Here is a 14,203-nt window from a genome sequence, read left to right as displayed (position 1 = left end):
TTTGATATGACGAAGCGTTCCCCCGTCCTCGCCATTCTGCCTCTGTTGACGATCGCCGTGCCGGCGCATGCACAGGGCGGAGACGATCTCGAGCCCGAAACGGAATCCGAACTGGAAATGCCGGCGGGTCCCTTGCGGGTGGAAGCGCCGCCATTCGTCGATCCGGTGCCGTTCATCGAGGTCGGGCCGCCGCGCCTGAACAAGGCGGTCAAGGCGATGATCGAGGAAGCGATCCGCCGCGACGATTCGAAGGCGGTGGCAGCCGTGGTGAAAGTCGCGCTGGCGACACAGCCTTACGACGCCGATGAAATCCGGGCGATGCAGCGTAAATACCTGGACCGCAAGGCCCACGCGCTTGCGGTCATGACCCAGCGGGAGACGGATCGCATACGCAACTCCGGCGTGCTCGAACTCTGGAAGGGGCAGGTCGAACTCGGTGCTTTCCGGTCGACCGGCAATACCAGCAACTTCGGTTTCACCGGCGCGCTCAAGCTTGATCGCAAGGGCATCGACTGGCAGCATACGATCCTGCTCAATGCCGATTACCAGAAGGATTCCGGGAAGGTCACGCGCGAGAAGTACGGTGCGAGTTATCAGCCGCGCTACACGCTCAACGACGGGCTCTTCACCTTTGGTCGTGTCCAGTTCGAAAAGAACGAGATTCAGGGCATTCGTGACCGTTACTCGCTGTCGGGCGGCCTCGGCTACCGGGTGCTGAAGCGTCGGAACATGGATATGTCGCTGGAAGCGGGCCCGGCGGTCCGTCACACACTGTTCGTCGTCGAACCTTCGGAGACGACGTGGTCGATGCTGACCTCGCTGGAATTCAACTGGAAGGTCAACGGGACGCTCAAGTTCACGCAGAACGCATCGAGCTATGTGGGCTCGGACGACAGCACCTTCACCTCGCTCACCGGCATCGAGGCAGGGCTGGCCGAGGGCCTGAAGGCGAAGATGTCCTATTCGTTCCAGCACGAGACCTCGCCGCCCGACGGCGCGCTGAAGACGGACACTATTTCGCGCTTCTCGCTGGTCTACGGCTTCTGATTTCTCTAACGGGCGGTTCCATGAACCCCCGTTTCGAATTCCAGATCCACGCCACCGACGGCAAGGCCCGCACCGGCGTCATCCGCATGCGGCGTGGCGATATCCGCACGCCCGCCTTCATGCCGGTGGGCACTGCCGCCACGGTGAAGGCCATGAAGCCGCAGGACGTGCGCGCCACGGGCGCCGACATCATCCTGGGCAACACCTATCACCTGATGCTCCGCCCCGGCGCCGAACGCGTCGCGCGCCTTGGCGGGCTGCACAAGTTCATGAACTGGGATCGTCCGATCCTTACCGACAGCGGCGGCTATCAGGTCATGAGCCTGTCGGACCTGCGCAAGATCACCGAGGAAGGCGTGACCTTCGCCAGCCACATCGACGGTTCGCGCCATCACCTGACGCCCGAACGCTCGATGGAAATCCAGCGTCTGCTGGGCTCCGACATCGTTATGTGTTTCGACGAATGCCCCAAGATCGACCAGCCGCGCGACGTGATCGCGCGCTCGATGGAAATGTCGATGCGCTGGGCAAAGCGCAGCCGCGCGGGCTTCGACAGCGGCGGCGAGCACGCGGCGAACGCGGCGCTGTTCGGCATCCAGCAGGGCGCGCTCGACGAAGGGCTGCGCAAGGCCTCGGCCGATGCGCTCATCGACATCGGGTTCGACGGCTATGCGATCGGCGGCTTGGCGGTGGGCGAGGGGCAAGAGGCGATGTTCGCCACGCTCGATTTCGCCCCCGGCCAGCTTCCCGCCGACCGTCCGCGCTACCTCATGGGCGTGGGCAAGCCCGACGACCTCGTCGGTGCGGTGGAACGCGGCGTGGACATGTTCGATTGCGTGCTGCCCACGCGCTCGGGCCGCAACGGGCAGGCCTTCACCTGGAACGGCCCACTCAACATGCGCAACGCCCGCCATGCCGAGGATACCGGCCCGATCGACGAGCGCTGCACCTGCCCGACCTGCGGCACCTACAGCCGCGCCTATCTGCACCACCTGATCCGCTCGGGCGAAATCCTCGGCGCCATGCTGCTGACCGAGCACAACATCTCGTTCTACCAGCAACTCATGCAAGGCATGCGCGACGCGATCGGCGAGGGGCGCTTCGCTGCGTTCGCGGCGGATTTCCGGCGGGACTATCTCGGAAAATAGGCGCTGCCAGCGCTGTTAAATTTCTGAAAAATTCATCGCTACCGATTGAAATTGCGGGATAGATCGTCGAGCGTTCTCGCTGTAAAAGGGGGTGTAGCATGAAGAATTTCGCGGGCCTGTTGCTGATGGGCGCGGGGTTGGTGTCATCCGCCGCAGGCGCAGGAACTGCCGATGGGGCAACGGCCGGGCAGGTCGCGGCCCGTTTTGGCGCGCTGGAGAGCATCCAGCAGATCAGCCTGTCTCCGGAAGGGACCAAGGCTGCCTATATCACCCCTTTTGACGACGGTGCGGTGCTCTATGTGGCTGACCTGACCGTGGGGGGCGCACCCAAGGCCATTACCCGGCTGCTGAAGGAAAACGGCAGGCTTTCGTCGTGCACTTGGTCGACCGAGACGCGGCTGATATGCCAGGTCGTCTTTGTCGACACCCATCATGTCCCGATGCTCACCTATACGCGCGTTCTCGCGCTCGACAGTGACGGGAGCAATTTGCTCCAGTTGTCGAGCAGAACCTCGACGCGGGCACTGGGCGTGGCCCAGAATGGTGGCTGGATCATCGACTGGGATCTTGAGGGAGAGCCGAACAAGGTCCTCATGACCCGTGATTTCGTGCCGGAGAACACGATCAATACCCGGCTTGCCAGCGATGCCGAAGGCCTCGGGGTGGAGATGGTGGACATCCAGTCCGGGCGCCGCCGGACGGTGGAGAAAGCCAGCCTTGAAGCGAACACCTACTTGTCCGATGGGCATGGTAATGTCCGCATCATTGGGCTTCACGATGTCAACGGCAGCGGGACCCTGACCGGCAAGTTGCGTTACTATTACCGCAAGGTCGGTTCCCGCAAATGGGACGAGCTTGCCCGGTTGAACGTGGACGGTACGGTCGATGAAGGGTTCGATCCGGTCGCTGTCGATGCCAGGAGCAATTCGGTGTTCGGCTTCGAAGTGCACGACGGTTACCAGGGGCTCTACAGCGTCGCGCTGGATGGCAGCCTCGAGAAACGAAGAATTCTCGCCCGAACGGATGTCGATGTTGACGGACTTGTCCGTATCGGTCGCCAGAATCGTGTTGTCGGCGTGAGTTATGCGACCGACCGGCGCCGGACAGAATTCTTCGATCCCGAGTTGAACAAGCTCTCGCAAGCGCTGCACAAGGCGCTACCGGGCCAGCCTTCGATCGGTTTTCTCGATGCCAGTCGCGGAGAAACGAAGCTGCTGCTCGAAGCATCCAGCGATACCGATCCCGGCATGGTTTATCTGTTCGACAAGGCCAGTCGCAAGCTGGAGGCCGTGCTGCCGCTTCGCGCCTCCCTCGCCGATTTCCCGCTGGCGCCGATGAAGGCGATTACCTACCCGGCGGCGGACGGCACGATGATCCCGGCCTACCTGACCTTGCCGCTTGGCTCGTCGGGTAAGAACCTTCCTGCCATTGTCATGCCCCACGGGGGGCCGAGCGCGCGCGACGAGTGGGGTTTCGACTGGCTGGCACAGTTTTTCGCGGCTCGGGGATATGCCGTTCTGCAACCCAACTATCGCGGTTCATCGGGTTACGGAGCGGCCTGGTACAAGGAGAACGGGTTCAAGTCCTGGCGCACGGCGATCGGCGACGTCAACGATGCCGGACGCTGGCTCGCGGGGCAGGGGATTGCGGCACAAGGCAAGCTTGCCATCGTGGGATGGTCCTACGGGGGCTATGCGGCGCTCCAGAGCGCTGTGCTCGATCCGGACCTGTTCAAGGCTATCGTTGCGGTCGCTCCGGTGACGGATCTGGAGAAGCTGCGGGAAGAGTCGCAGGGTTTCACAAGCTCCGCCCTGGTGGACAAGTTCATCGGCCACGGCCCGCATGTAATCGAAGGTTCGCCGGCCCGTAACGCGGCGCGGATCAAGGCGCCGGTGCTGATGTTCCATGGCGATCTCGATCAGAACGTCGGTGTGGCCGAAAGCCGGTTCATGGCCGACAAGCTGCGCGATGCCGGAAAGTCCGTGACTTACGTGGAATTCAAGGATCTCGATCACCAATTGCGCAGTGCCGCCGCCCGCACGCGTGTGCTGAGTGAGAGTGATGCCTTTATCCGCAAGAACCTCGGGCTGAAGTGATCGTGTGAGGTCGGGCCGGCGGTTGTTCCGGACGGGCTGGACATGCCAGTCGCTTTTGCGGAGATTTGCAGGGCGGCCAGCCGGGGCGAATCGAACGTCGGACGCTGCGAATTTCCTCAATTGGAGAAGGCGTGGGCATGCCGACTGTTGCGATTGTCAGCCAGAAGGGCGGATCCGGGAAGACGACGCTGGCCCTGCATCTGGCGACTTGTGCGGCCTATGGCGACATGCAGACGTGCGTGATCGACCTCGATCCGCAGGCGACGGCGGCGGCCTGGGGCGACTGGCGGGGTGATTTTCTGCCCAAGATCGTCACCTGTCCGCCTGTGCGGTTGCATAGCACGATCCAGAAAACGCAGCGCGAAGGCACCGGGCTTGTGGTGATCGATACGCCCCCGCACGGCGATACGGCGGCCCGAGAGGCTGTGCGTGCGGCCGATCTCGTGCTTATCCCGACGCGGGCGCGGGCTTTCGATCTCCATGCGCTGGAGGCGACGGCCGAACTGGTCTCTTACGCGGGCAAGCCCGCTTTCGTGCTGCTCAACGGGGTTCCGCCCAGAGCGACGCGCATTGTCGCCGAGACGGGCGCATTCGCCGAAGGCCTGGGCTTGAAGCTGAGCCCGGTCACGTTCGGGGAACGCGCCGCGTTCCATCGCTCGTCGAGAGCAGGCGAAGTGGCTTCGGAAGTGGACCCGCAGGGCAAGGCCGCAGCGGAAGTCGATGCGCTGTGGCAATGGGCGCGCGGGCAGCTCGGTATCGAGGGTTCGGCCTGAAGGCCTTCAGGCGGGAACGCCGGCCTTGTCGGCATCGCCGTTCGCGGAGGCAATCTCCAGCTTGGTGCCGACATAGGCGATGAAGCGGCCGGTTCGCGAATCCATGAAACCGGCGCCGATCTTGCAGGCGCAGCGTTTTGCGGTTTCCAGGTCGGGATACCATTTGCCGATACGATGGGGCGTCACGAAGCGGTAGCGTGTCATGATGCGGCCCCCATGGCCCAGATCTGCTGCAGTTTCCTGACAAGTTCTTCGGATCGTGTAATTTTACAGGCGGATCGTCCCGCCGGCCGCCCATGCGAAAAGGGCGGCCCCGAAGGACCGCCCTTTCCTGAAATCCGTAAAGGATCCGAAATCAGCGCGAGTAGAACTCGACGACCAGGTTCGGTTCCATCTTCACCGGATAAGGCACTTCGTCGAGCGTCGGGACGCGGACGAAGGTCACCTTGTCGGTGCCGTCCTGAGCGACGTAGTCGGGGATCTCGCGCTCGGGCAGGCTCTGCGCTTCGATGACCAGCGCCATTTCCTTGGCCTTGTCGCCCAGGCTGATGACGTCACCGATCTTGATGCGGCGCGAGGCGATGTTGCACTTCACGCCGTTCACGCGGATGTGGCCGTGCGAAACGATCTGGCGGGCAGCGAAGATGGTCGGTGCGAACTTGGCGCGGTACACGACCATGTCGAGGCGCTGTTCGAGCAGGCCGATCAGGTTCTGGCCGGTGTCGCCCTTCATGGACGAGGCTTCCTGGTAGGTGCGCTTGAACTGCTTCTCGGTCACGTCGCCGTAGTAGCCCTTGAGCTTCTGCTTGGCGCGCAGCTGGATGCCGTAGTCCGAGAGCTTGCCCTTGCGGCGCTGGCCGTGCTGGCCCGGGCCGTAGCTGCGGCGGTTCACCGAGCTCTTGGGACGGCCCCAGATGTTCTCGCCCATGCGGCGGTCGAGTTTGTACTTGGCGCTCTTGCGCTTCGACATAAGATGTCTTTCCGTTCTGCTTGCCGCGCTGTCACCGTGACTGCGCGATCCATAGTTTCCCGGGGCGCACCATCCAGCCGTATTCCACTGGATGCGGCCGCCGCTTCACCGGGGTGCGGGGCCGAATGGACGAACCTGTCCATAAGGGCAGGCGCCATGTGAAGGGCGGCCCTTACCGCCCGGTGCGCAGGAGTCAAGGATTTTCGGGGGGCACTTGCTCAAGGTAGTCATGGAAGGGCGCTATTCCGGCAGGGAATCCAGCTTGGCGATACCCTCCAGATGATCATCCCAGTCGGCGCGGCTCGCGTAGCAGATATGGGCATCGGGCCGCAGCGGCAGGGGGCTGTCCAGACTGCCCGCGGGTACGGCCAGCAAGGCGCCATCCATCTGAAGGCAGGGCAGGGCGGAACCGCATTCGGTGCAGAAGCTTCGCTGGTGCCGTGTGCCGGGGAGGCTGTACGTGCTGACATGATCGTGTCCCGACAACCATGTCAGCCTGGCCGATGCGGCGAAGAGGTTGGCGGCGTGGGCCGAGCCGGTGTCCTTCCGGCAGCGCTGGCAATGGCACAGGAAAAAGCTGTCGAAACGGCCGTGAACCTCGAATGTCACCGCGCCGCAAAGGCAGGAGCCGTTCGCGGTCTTATCCATGGCAACCTCCCTGTACGGACCTGAGACGGGTCTGGCGCTTACGGCCTAGCCGCGCGGGCGGCGGGCGTTTTCCAGCGTGGAAAGCACGCCGCGCAGGGTGCGTACTTCCAGATGGTTCCAGCCCGGCTTGGTCAGCAGGTTGCGCAGGGTCAGCCGGTTGGCGGCCGCGCGCGTCTTGGGCCAGAAGTAGTTCTTGTCTTCCAGCAGGCGCTCGAAGTGGCCGATCAGGCCTTCCAGCTCTTCCTGCGGGGCAGGGGGGAGCAGCTCTTCGAGCGTGGGCTGTTCGAGGCCTGCGTTCCCCTCGGCGTTGCTCGGGACATGCTTGCTCCACTCGTAGGCGCACAGGATCACGGCCTGGGCGAGATTGAGCGAGGCGAATTCGGGATTGATCGGCACGGTGAGGATCGCGCGTGCAAGGGCAACGTCCTCGGTTTCCAGCCCAGAGCGCTCCGGTCCGAAGACATAGGCAGAGCGGCCCGGTGCAGCATGGATTTCGCGCGCGGCCTGTTCGGGGGTGACGACAGGCTTGGTGACGCCCCGCTTGCGCACGGTGGTCGCATAGACGTTGGCGCAGTCGGATACGGCCTCGGCCAGCGTCTCGAAAACCTGCGCGCCTTCCAGCACTTCGTCGGCGCCCGCGGCGGCGGGGCCGGCCGAGGGATTGGGCCAGCCGTCGCGCGGGGAGACGAGGCGCATTTCGGTAAGCCCGAAATTGAGCATGGCGCGCGCGGCCTTGCCGATATTCTCGCCAAGCTGCGGGCGGACGAGGACGATGACGGGGGCTTGCTCAGACATTGTCGTCGTCCCCAACGGCAACATCGCGAACGGTGCCCGCGAATTCCTCGAAGTCCCTGGCCTCGTTGAACGAGCGGTAGACGCTGGCGAAGCGGATATAGGCGACCGAATCGAGCACGCGCAGGCCATCCATCACCATTTCACCGATCGCGAGCGAGGAAATCTCGGCCTCGCCGCTGGTTTCCACCTGGCGCTGCACGCCGGAGACGAGCTGGTCGATCTTCTCGTGGTCGATCCCGCGCTTGCGGCAGGCGAGCGTGACCGACTGTTCGAGCTTGGAGCGGTCGAACGGTTCGCGCGCGTCGTTGCTCTTCACCACGGTCACTTCGCGCAGCTGGATGCGCTCGAAGGTGGTGAAGCGGGCGCCGCAACTCGAACACTGGCGCCGCCGCCGGATCGCGGTGTTGTCCTCGGTCGGACGGCTGTCCTTTACCTGCGTATCGTCGTTGGCGCAGAACGGGCAGCGCATTTCAGACCTTCACTTTCACAGAACGGATGCGTTCAGTCGGGCCGGACGCGCTTGTAGAACTTGTAGCCGGCACCGGCAGCAAGGCCGAGGCCGACGGAGACGAGCGGCAGCATGGCACCGGCCATGGCCCCCAGCGCGCCCCAGACGAGCACCGGCTTGGTCGAGGGATGGTCGAGACCGTCCCTGAGCATTCCGGCGAGTTCCTGGCGTGCGTCGTAGACGAAATCGCCAGTATCGTTGGGGCGGCGGGGATCGCTCATGTCAGTCCTCGTAGATCGGGAAGCGGTCGCACAGGGCCTCAACGCGCGAACGCACGTTCTGTTCCACCTGCGCGTCACCCGCTTCGCCGCACTTGGCAAGGCCATCGAGCACGTCGGCGACCATGTTGCCGATCTCGCGGAATTCCTCGACGCCGAAGCCGCGCGTGGTGCCGGCCGGCGAGCCGACGCGGATGCCGCTGGTCTTCATCGGCGGCAGCGGGTCGAACGGGATGCCGTTCTTGTTGCAGGTGATGCCCGCACGCTCCAGCGCCTCGTCGGCATCCTTGCCGGTCACGCCCAGCGGCGAGAGGTCGATGAGCGCGAGGTGCGTGTCCGTGCCGCCCGAGACGATCTCGGCGCCGCGGCTCTTGAGCGTGTCGGCAAGGGCCTTGGCGTTCTCGACAACCTGCTTGCAGTAATCCTTGAACTCGGGACGCAGCGCTTCGCCGAAGGCGACGGCCTTGGCAGCGATGACGTGCATCAGCGGGCCGCCCTGCAGGCCGGGGAAGACCGCCGAGTTGATCTTCTTGGCTAGCGCCTCGTCATTGGTGAGGATCATGCCGCCGCGCGGACCGCGCAGGGTCTTGTGCGTGGTGGTCGTGGCGATGTGCGCATAGGGGAAGGGCGAGGGGTGCAGGCCCGCGGCCACGAGGCCGGCGAAGTGCGCCATGTCGACCTGGAACAGCGCGCCCACGCTGTCGGCGATTTCGCGCATGCGCTTGAAATCGATCACGCGCGGATAGGCCGAGCCGCCCGCGATGATCAGCTTGGGCTCATGCTCCCTGGCCAGCTTCTCGACTTCGTCGTAGTCGATCAGGTGGGTGTCCTTGGTGACGCCGTACTGCACGGCATTGAACCACTTGCCCGACATGGCAGCACGGGCGCCATGCGTGAGGTGGCCGCCGGCATCGAGGCTCATGCCCATGATGGTGTCGCCGGGCTTGACCGTGGCGAGCAGCACTGCGCCGTTCGCCTGCGCGCCCGAGTGGGGCTGGACGTTGGCAAAGGCGCAATCGAACAGCTGCGTGGCGCGGGCAATGGCCAGCGCTTCGACTTCGTCCGAAGGCTCGCAGCCCTGATAGTAGCGCTTGCCGGGATAGCCCTCGGCGTACTTGTTGGTGAGCACCGAGCCCTGCGCTTCGAGCACGGCCTTGGAGACGATGTTTTCCGAAGCGATCAGTTCGATCTGCTTGCGCTCGCGCTTCAATTCCTTGCCGATCGCGTTGGCGACGGCCGGATCGCTCTGGGCGATCGTTTCGGTGAAGAAGCCGGGGGAACGGATGGCGGTTTCGACAGTCATGTTCGTGGACCTCTTCGGATCAGGCAGGAGGATTGGAGAGCTTTTCGACACGTCCGGCATGGCGGCCGCCGCCGAACTCGGTCGAAAGGAAGGCATCGAGGCAGGCCTTAGCCATGTCGACGCCGGTCAGCCGCGCGCCCATGGCGATGCAGTTGGCGTTGTTGTGCTCGCGGGCGAGAGCCGCGGAGAGCGGCTCCGAGACCAGTGCGCAACGGCAGCCGGGCTCGCGGTTGACCGCGATCGAGATGCCGATGCCCGAACCGCACAGCGCGACGCCGTATTCGGCGGTGCCGTCGGCAACGACCGAGGCGAGCTTGTAGCCGTAGTCGGGATAGTCGACGCGGTCGGCGGTTTCGGGGCCGAGATCGGCCACTTCGTGGCCGAGGCCGATGAGGTATTCGCGCAGTTCGGCCTTGAGGTCGACGGCGGCGTGATCGGATGCGATGGCAATGCGCATGAGCGAAACGGGCCTGTCCTTTGCGGGGGATTCGTTTGCGATCCCCTTAGTCGCGAGTTCGTCGCAAAGCGAGTCCCGGGAGTGGAACAGTCCCACGCGTTCGGGGCGGGTGCCCTCGAGGAATCGTGAATTTCAGGAACTTCACCCACTCGGGTTATGGCGAGTTCTATGAAAATAATTGTATTTCAGCATCTTGGTGCCGTCGAAACCTGACACTGCGACAGCGTGGCTTTCGTGGCGGGGATGGACGGTTCAAGGAGCGTGACGGACGGATGCCGCGCACAGTGTGGCAGGCGAGGGGGATGTAGGAAAACATTTCCGCAATTCCGCCGCGGGCCGGCGGTCCGAAGCTTCCGGGGGCGGGCGAAACGGTCGCCGGTCCCCGGAAAGCTGATGGACGGCACGGGCCGTCAGGCAGGGATCATCATCGCGGCGGTCTCGTCGCGATGCTTTTTCAGGTACTTCATGAAGGGCGTGCCACCGGTCCCGATCTCGGTGTCGTTTCCGGCGGACTGGGAGCCCTGTTTGTTGATGTAGCTTGCCGCATATTCCAGATGGCGGCTGCGGAAATCAGCGACGGCCTGCACGGCGCGGTTGTATACCCCGATCAGCTCGCGGTCGCGCTTTTCGGTAACGAAGGCGCGCAGGGTGGAATGGGCGCGGACATCGTCGATGAAGCGCCGGTGTGCCGGCGGGCGATAGGCGTGAAGGTCGTCGAGATAGGCTTTCAGCGGGTCGGCGGCATGGCCGACGCCGAGCAGGGCGTCCATGATCGGCACGATCGAGGATTGCGACCCGGTCTGCCCGCGAAACACCTGCGGCTTGCCGGCGAACTTTTCGACACCTTCATAGACAATGCCGCCCTTGAGCGCAGGATTGTCCTTCCAGCCGTGGATGTAGGGGCGCACCCGGTGAAAGTAGATATAGGGATCGCACTGGTCCGGCATGCGATCGAAGATCGCGCTGACATCGGACCAGACGACGACCATCTGTTCGAGCAGCGAACGGGCGTGCACTTCGTCCCCGTCCCGCGCGGCCTCGATGAGCGGAGCGATCAGGGCCAGTGCCTCGCCGGCGCGGGCCTCGATGGCGACGTGGACCAGCACGAACCACGCCTCGTCGATGCCGCCCGCGAACTTCTGGATCATGTAGATGTTGTCGAGGCCGATGGGCCGGCCGGGATCGATCGTTCCCCAGTTGTCGAGGACATAGCCGCTGTACTGCAGGAGCGGCTGCTGCCCGAGCCTGCCGGCGAGCGCTACGATCGGCACGGCGATCGTGGCCGGAAGAGACGATGCCGGCTCGACCCCGCCCCAGATGTAGGACTGGGCCAGAAAGGAATAATGGACCATCGCCATGCGGACCTGGCTTTCGTCCAGTGCGGCAATGGCGTGCGCGTCGACCGGGGGCAGGTGGGCATGCACGGCATCGCGCAGCTTGCCGGCCGGCAGGAATTCGGGAATGCGCAAGGCCACGTCGCGGGCATCGGCAAGATGACCCTCGAACCTCACATCGGGGGCGTCGTGGGTGCACAGAAATCCGCGCTGAGGGATGATGCCGTAGGAAGCAAGCTCGGCAAGGCTCATTTTGGAATTTCTCCCTTTGTATTTTGCCGTGCAATTTTATACCGTTTCAGGGTGAATGAGCTTGCATTGTCGCGCAATATTGCGCGAATTTTATCAATGATTGACGGTCATGGACGCCATAGACGACAAAATATTGCGCGAACTTGAGGCCGATGGCCGAATCAGCAACCTGCAGCTTGCCGAGCGTGTAGGCCTTTCGCCTTCGGCCTGCCTTCGCAGGGTACAAGCCCTTGAATCGCAAGGCGTGATAAAGGGTTACCGCGCCGTGCTGGACCGTAGCAAGCTGGGCGCAGGGCTCACCGTCTTCGTGATGGTCGGCCTCTCTGGCCAGCTCAAGGAGGATGCGCAGGCATTTGAGACCGCCATGGCCGCAGCCCCGCAGGTGCGCGAGTGCCACAACATTACAGGCTCGGTCGAATATCTCCTGCGCGTCGAGGTCGCCGATCTTGCCGCCTACAAGCACTTTCATTCGGAAACGCTGGGTACGCTTGCCCAGGTGTCCAGCTATACCTCCTACGTGAGCCTCGGCTCATCGAAGGACTTGCGCGGCTGAGGCCGCCGCGCGCGGTATTCTGCATTGAAAAACCCCGCCGAAGCGGGGCTTTTCGAATTTACTGATCGAGGAACGAGCGCATCTTTCGCGACCGGCTCGGGTGCTTGAGTTTCCTCAGCGCCTTGGCTTCGATCTGGCGGATACGTTCGCGCGTCACCGAGAACTGCTGGCCGACTTCCTCCAGCGTGTGGTCGGTGTTCATGCCGATGCCGAAGCGCATGCGCAGCACGCGTTCCTCTCGCGGGGTCAGCGAGGCCAGGACGCGGGTGACCGTTTCCTTGAGGTTCGACTGGATCGCCGCGTCCACCGGGATGATCGCGTTCTTGTCCTCGATGAAATCGCCCAGGTGCGAATCTTCCTCGTCGCCGATCGGCGTTTCGAGGCTGATCGGCTCCTTGGCGATCTTCATCACCTTGCGCACCTTTTCGAGCGGCATGGAAAGACGCTCTGCCATTTCCTCCGGCGTGGGCTCGCGGCCCTGTTCGTGGAGGAACTGGCGGCTGGTGCGCACCAGCTTGTTGATCGTCTCGATCATGTGGACCGGGATACGGATCGTGCGCGCCTGGTCGGCGATCGAGCGGGTGATCGCCTGACGGATCCACCATGTTGCGTAAGTCGAGAACTTGTAGCCGCGGCGGTATTCGAACTTGTCGACCGCCTTCATCAGGCCGATGTTGCCTTCCTGGATGAGGTCAAGGAACTGCAGGCCGCGGTTGGTGTATTTCTTGGCGATCGAGATCACCAGACGCAGGTTCGCCTCGACCATTTCCTTCTTGGCGATGCGCGCCTCGCGCTCGCCCTTCTGCACCATGTTGACGATGCGGCGGAATTCGGGGAGCGCCATGCCGGTGGCAGCGGCGATGTCAGAGACTTCCGAGCGGATGCGTTCGACCGAATCGGTCTCGTTCTCGGCGAAGGCAGCCCATTTCTTGTCCTTCTTCGCCATTTCCGGCAGCCAGGTGTCGTCCAGTTCGCGGCCGACGTAGGTCGACAGGAAGTCGACGCGCTTCACCTTGTGGCGCTCGGCCAGACGCAGCATCTGGCCGCCCAGCGTCGTCAGGCGACGGTTGTAGGCATAGAGGTTGTCGACCAGGTATTCGATCTTGGTGGCGTGGAACTGCACCGATTCCACCTGCGCGGTCAGGTCCTCGCGCAGCTGCTGGTACTTCTCTTCCTTCGCGGCCGGGAAATCGATGCCCAGCGCGAGCGCATCGAGGCGTTCCGACTGGAGCTTCTCGAAGGTCTGGAACAGGTCGGTGATGGTCGCGAACTTCTCGAGCGCCTCGGGCTTGAGCGCGGCTTCCATCTGGGCGAGCGAGAGCGTGTTGTCTTCCTCGTCGTCCTCTTCCTTGCGGCGCGTGGAGCCTTCCTCGCCTTCCTCGCCGTCCTCGGAGGTTTCCTCCTCGTCGTCGTCATCGTCCTCCTTGTAGGAGGGGCCGGCGGTGGCTTCGCTGATTTCGCCGTCGTCGTCGCTCTCGCCGTCCTCGTTGAGGTTTTCCGGCGCCGGTTCCTTCGAGAGCATGGCGTCGAGATCGAGGATCTCGCGCAGCTGCATCTCGCCGTTGTTGAGCGCTTCGGACCACTGGATGATGGCGTGGAAGGTGAGCGGGCTCTCGCACAGGCCCAGGATCATCATGTCCCGGCCGGCCTCGATGCGCTTGGCGATGGCGATTTCGCCCTCGCGGCTGAGCAGTTCGACCGCGCCCATTTCACGCAGGTACATGCGCACCGGGTCGTCGGTGCGCTCGACCGTTTCCTTCTTCTTGGTCTCGACGACCATCCTTGGCGCGGCGGTATCGTCGCTCGAGTCGATTTCCTCGACCTCGTTGTCCTCCTGCGCGTCCTCGTCGCTCTCGACGATGTTGACGCCCATTTCGGAGATTGCGGCCATGATGTCCTCGATCTGCTCGGAAGACATCTGGTCCTGAGGCAGGGCCTCGTTGAGCTCGTCATACGTGATGACGCCGCGGCGCTTGGCGCGCGCGATCAGCTTCTTGATCGAGGCTTCGTTGAGATCGATCAGCGGCGCGTCGTTGCCGTCGGTGGTCTCGCCGCTGGTATTGTCGTTTTTGCTCATTCTTCCGCCGTTAACTCGTGCTGC

15 protein-coding genes are annotated in these 14,203 nt (G+C 63.6%); 5 read left to right on the top strand and 10 right to left on the bottom strand.

What is annotated here, in order from left to right:
• Positions 1–6 precede the first annotated feature (6 nt).
• From NZK81_RS14930 to NZK81_RS14915, 4 genes are all read left to right on the top strand, one after another.
• On the top strand, positions 7–1,047 hold the full coding sequence (locus NZK81_RS14930; RefSeq protein ID WP_260046938.1) for a DUF481 domain-containing protein: 1,041 nt from the start codon (positions 7–9) through the stop codon (positions 1,045–1,047).
• 20 nt (positions 1,048–1,067) lie between these two features.
• Positions 1,068–2,195 carry a tRNA guanosine(34) transglycosylase Tgt gene (gene tgt / locus NZK81_RS14925; RefSeq protein ID WP_260046937.1) on the top strand — a complete coding sequence of 376 codons (1,128 nt, stop codon included), beginning with the start codon at positions 1,068–1,070 and terminating at the stop codon, positions 2,193–2,195.
• A 98-nt stretch (positions 2,196–2,293) separates the two neighbouring features.
• On the top strand, positions 2,294–4,291 hold the full coding sequence (locus NZK81_RS14920; RefSeq protein ID WP_260046936.1) for an alpha/beta hydrolase family protein: 1,998 nt from the start codon (positions 2,294–2,296) through the stop codon (positions 4,289–4,291).
• 137 nt (positions 4,292–4,428) lie between these two features.
• Positions 4,429–5,064: a ParA family protein gene (locus tag NZK81_RS14915; RefSeq protein WP_260046935.1), complete on the top strand. Its 636-nt coding sequence runs from the start codon at positions 4,429–4,431 to the stop codon at positions 5,062–5,064.
• Positions 5,065–5,070: 6 nt separating this feature from the next.
• On the opposite strand, the gene NZK81_RS14910 is transcribed toward NZK81_RS14915, so the two are convergent.
• From NZK81_RS14910 to NZK81_RS14870, 9 genes are all read right to left on the bottom strand, one after another.
• On the bottom strand, positions 5,071–5,268 hold the full coding sequence (locus NZK81_RS14910; RefSeq protein ID WP_260046934.1) for a hypothetical protein: 198 nt from the start codon (positions 5,266–5,268) through the stop codon (positions 5,071–5,073).
• Positions 5,269–5,419: 151 nt separating this feature from the next.
• Positions 5,420–6,034, bottom strand: coding sequence for a 30S ribosomal protein S4 (gene rpsD, locus NZK81_RS14905; protein ID WP_260046933.1), 615 nt, complete (start codon positions 6,032–6,034; stop codon positions 5,420–5,422).
• 240 nt (positions 6,035–6,274) lie between these two features.
• Positions 6,275–6,682, bottom strand: a complete 408-nt coding sequence (locus tag NZK81_RS14900; RefSeq protein ID WP_260046932.1) for a GFA family protein — start codon at positions 6,680–6,682, stop codon at positions 6,275–6,277.
• A 45-nt stretch (positions 6,683–6,727) separates the two neighbouring features.
• Positions 6,728–7,477 (bottom strand): RNA methyltransferase, encoded by a 750-nt coding sequence (locus NZK81_RS14895; protein WP_260046931.1) that lies wholly within the window; start codon positions 7,475–7,477, stop codon positions 6,728–6,730.
• The gene (nrdR, locus tag NZK81_RS14890) at positions 7,470–7,946 is read right to left on the bottom strand and encodes a transcriptional regulator NrdR (RefSeq protein WP_260046930.1); all 477 of its coding nucleotides are present in this window, start codon (positions 7,944–7,946) and stop codon (positions 7,470–7,472) included. The genes NZK81_RS14895 and nrdR overlap by 8 nt, the downstream gene beginning before the upstream one ends.
• A gap of 32 nt (positions 7,947–7,978) precedes the next feature.
• Positions 7,979–8,206, bottom strand: a complete 228-nt coding sequence (locus NZK81_RS14885) for a hypothetical protein (protein WP_260046929.1) — start codon at positions 8,204–8,206, stop codon at positions 7,979–7,981.
• 1 nt (position 8,207) lies between these two features.
• A complete protein-coding gene (glyA, locus tag NZK81_RS14880) occupies positions 8,208–9,506 on the bottom strand; it encodes a serine hydroxymethyltransferase (protein WP_260046928.1) in 1,299 nt (432 codons plus the stop codon).
• A 19-nt stretch (positions 9,507–9,525) separates the two neighbouring features.
• Entirely contained in the window at positions 9,526–9,963 is a 438-nt protein-coding gene (gene rpiB / locus NZK81_RS14875) for a ribose 5-phosphate isomerase B (protein ID WP_260046927.1), read from the bottom strand.
• A 410-nt stretch (positions 9,964–10,373) separates the two neighbouring features.
• Positions 10,374–11,549, bottom strand: a complete 1,176-nt coding sequence (locus NZK81_RS14870; protein ID WP_260046926.1) for a PrnB family protein — start codon at positions 11,547–11,549, stop codon at positions 10,374–10,376.
• Between the two features lie 109 nt (positions 11,550–11,658).
• Here NZK81_RS14870 and NZK81_RS14865 point away from each other — a divergent pair, with 109 nt between their 5' ends.
• Positions 11,659–12,102, top strand: coding sequence for an Lrp/AsnC family transcriptional regulator (locus NZK81_RS14865; RefSeq protein ID WP_260046925.1), 444 nt, complete (start codon positions 11,659–11,661; stop codon positions 12,100–12,102).
• A 58-nt stretch (positions 12,103–12,160) separates the two neighbouring features.
• Here the strand turns inward: NZK81_RS14865 and rpoD are convergent, their stop codons facing one another.
• Positions 12,161–14,179 carry an RNA polymerase sigma factor RpoD gene (rpoD, locus tag NZK81_RS14860; protein WP_260046924.1) on the bottom strand — a complete coding sequence of 673 codons (2,019 nt, stop codon included), beginning with the start codon at positions 14,177–14,179 and terminating at the stop codon, positions 12,161–12,163.
• Positions 14,180–14,203 lie beyond the last annotated feature (24 nt).

This window comes from Novosphingobium mangrovisedimenti (assembly GCF_025153475.1).
Taxonomy (GTDB): domain Bacteria; phylum Pseudomonadota; class Alphaproteobacteria; order Sphingomonadales; family Sphingomonadaceae; genus Novosphingobium; species Novosphingobium mangrovi_A.
Note: the sequence above shows the minus strand (reverse complement) of the source record. Positions and strands in the feature narration are given on the sequence as shown.